This window comes from Brachyspira catarrhinii, from assembly GCF_005518285.1.
Taxonomy (GTDB): Bacteria; Spirochaetota; Brachyspiria; order Brachyspirales; family Brachyspiraceae; genus Brachyspira; species Brachyspira catarrhinii.
In genome coordinates, this window is the sequence record NZ_SJDU01000620.1 from 1 (window position 1) to 911 (window position 911).

The following is a 911-nucleotide window of genomic DNA, read 5'->3' on the forward strand; positions in this document are numbered from 1 at the left end:
GTTTCCTATCATTCTTCTAATCTCTCTATATTGAGAGTTCACAATTTGAGTAAACATTTGATACCTTAAAGTATTTTTAGCCTCTTCCGCCATTTCTTTATCTATATCGACATTGTTTTTATCGTTTCTGTAACTTGTGTCAAAATCTACCGTTATAGTCGGAGATACTTCTTTATAATCCATCGGCATATTGAAAGGAAAATGTCTTGCGTCCGTTCTTTTCGCTTCCATTCCGTCATATTTTTCGCTATCTAAAGCCCTACCCAATTGGTATTCGAATGTCACATCGCTTCTCTTAAAATTCGGAGTGGAAACATTGGCTATATTGTCGGCTATAACCTCCGCTCTCAAACCGTAAACATTCAAAAGTTTTTTAGCTATAGTCATCGTTTTAGCGTAAGTAGTGTCTGCGAAAATACTCATAATTTTACAATCCTAAAAATAGTAGTTTTATTTATTTTCGGTTTTTTTAAAAAAGCCTTAAACGATTTTTTATATACGAATTATATTTTGAAATAAAGAAATATATTAATTATTCTTTTTCGTTATAAGAGGCAAATAATCGAAAAACGAATATATAGTTATTATCGTCACTATAAGCAAACTATAATAAGTTATTTTATCGAACGGCAAATAATCAATAGAAGTAAATTTTAAAACTTTTATCAAAAATATTATCACAACGGCTGCGGCGCGCGAAGCGGTTTTTAATTTTCCGCTAAACTTTGCGGCGACTGCAAATCCTCTCAAACCTCCGAGAATTCTTATAAACATTGAAAACATATCTCTATAAAGCGAAATTATAAACATCCAAATAGGCATAGAACCCTCGTATAAAAAAATCGTAAACATAGTGATATGAAAAACCGTGTCGGCAAAAGGGTCGAGGACTTTACCCAAATCGCTAACCA

At 32.4% G+C, this 911-nt stretch carries 2 protein-coding genes; both read right to left on the reverse strand.

What is annotated here, in order from left to right:
• Positions 1–423, reverse strand: a 423-nt coding sequence (gene flgB, locus EZH24_RS12665; protein WP_137999400.1) for a flagellar basal body rod protein FlgB, incomplete at its 3' end; no start/stop codon positions are given.
• Positions 424–528: 105 nt separating this feature from the next.
• On the reverse strand, positions 529–911 hold a 383-nt coding region (locus EZH24_RS12670), incomplete at its 5' end, for a CDP-alcohol phosphatidyltransferase family protein (protein WP_137999401.1).